Source organism: Porcipelethomonas ammoniilytica (assembly GCF_025567485.1).
GTDB classification, from domain to species: Bacteria; Bacillota; Clostridia; order Oscillospirales; family Ruminococcaceae; genus Porcipelethomonas; species Porcipelethomonas ammoniilytica.
The window spans coordinates 1-1,408 of sequence record NZ_JAOQKH010000052.1; the positions used below are offsets into that span (position 1 = coordinate 1).

The following is a 1,408-nucleotide window of genomic DNA, read 5'->3' on the forward strand; positions in this document are numbered from 1 at the left end:
AAGATTTTTATTGATTGTCTCCTTAACCTGTTCACAAATGTTGATAAGACTTCCCAGTCCTTCATATGCAAACTTTTGTGTCTGAACCGGAATAATAACATTATCCGATGCAGTCAAAGCATTGACTAACAAAATTCCCAATGATGGCAAACAGTCTATAAGTACATAATCATAGTCAGTCAGATTTTCATTTGTAAGGATACGCTTCATAACTGTTTCTCTGGACAGTGCATTCATCAGGTAACTTTCAGCATTTGCAAGGTTGATATCTGAGGGAATATAACTGATTTTGTTTGCTTCTGATACTCTTATACAGCTCTCAAAATCTTCCTTACTGACTTTCATTCCCTTTGCAATACTCAGCATCATGTGACTGATCGTAGGATTTTCATCGCCCTCAAATCCAAGATAGCTAGAAAGATTTGCTTGAGGGTCGAGGTCTATAAGCAGAACCTTAAACCCCTTTAACGCAAGCGCTGTACCCAGATTCAGCGTTGTGGTAGTTTTTCCTACCCCTCCTTTTTGGTTTGCTATTGATATTATTTTACTCATGATTTTTGTCCTTTCTCTAATTCGCCATTGGCGAATTAATTTATAATTTTTAAGTCATATTTGCACTTAAGTCCATATTCGTGCATATAATCGTATATTTTAATAAGCAATCCTTCATCAAGACTTTCTTTTTCATCTATATCGGAAACCTTAAAATAAAACTTATCAAACGTTAGAGGATTTTTATTTTCGCTATTATTTAATTCAATCATAACCCTTACTTCATAAAAGTCCATCTGCTGTTTTTCAAAAGAATGATGATGTACTTCAAATACTAGTCTTTTAATACTTTCAATATGCTTATTAACAAATTTACTTTGCGGTGTGATTTTATCCATACTTGAATTTAGTGCATTCATACTGTTACAAAAAGATAAACAATCTTCATAATTCGGACATTTTCGTATATACTCGTATTCTCTGCCCAGTAATTCATGTTCTAACTGGTCAAATGTGCTTTCACTGTAAGCATTTATATATTCCCATACATGATTCATTTTCTCTCCTCCATTCAGTTCGCCATTGGCGAATTTGTCTTTTGCGTTTTTCCATATTTAAATTATAGCATACTGTATACAGTATTGTTAATAATTATATTCAACAAATTTTTATTAACATTTTTGTACATTTCAAACACTGGACACAGTAGTTTTTTTATGATATACTAAAATTATAAACTGCAAAGGAGTTCATTTATGCCTGAAATAAAAAAACAAAAAAAATACTATAACCCATCTCAAAAAGCAGCTACAGCTAAATATAATGCTAAAGCATATGATGAAATAAAATTCAGAGTTAAAAAAGGAGTTAAGCCTTTACTAAAAGAATTAGCTGAATCTCAGGATATGTCTTTAAA

The 1,408-nt window shown here is 31.7% G+C and carries 2 protein-coding genes; both read right to left on the reverse strand.

Going from position 1 to position 1,408, the window contains the following annotated elements; all coding sequences use genetic code 11:
• A partial coding sequence (locus OCV67_RS12955) for a ParA family protein (protein WP_147644358.1) occupies window positions 1-552 on the reverse strand: 552 nt, incomplete at its 3' end.
• A gap of 35 nt (window positions 553-587) precedes the next feature.
• The gene (locus OCV67_RS12960) at window positions 588-1,049 is read right to left on the reverse strand and encodes a hypothetical protein (protein ID WP_147644359.1); all 462 of its coding nucleotides are present in this window, start codon (window positions 1,047-1,049) and stop codon (window positions 588-590) included.
• Window positions 1,050-1,408 lie beyond the last annotated feature (359 nt).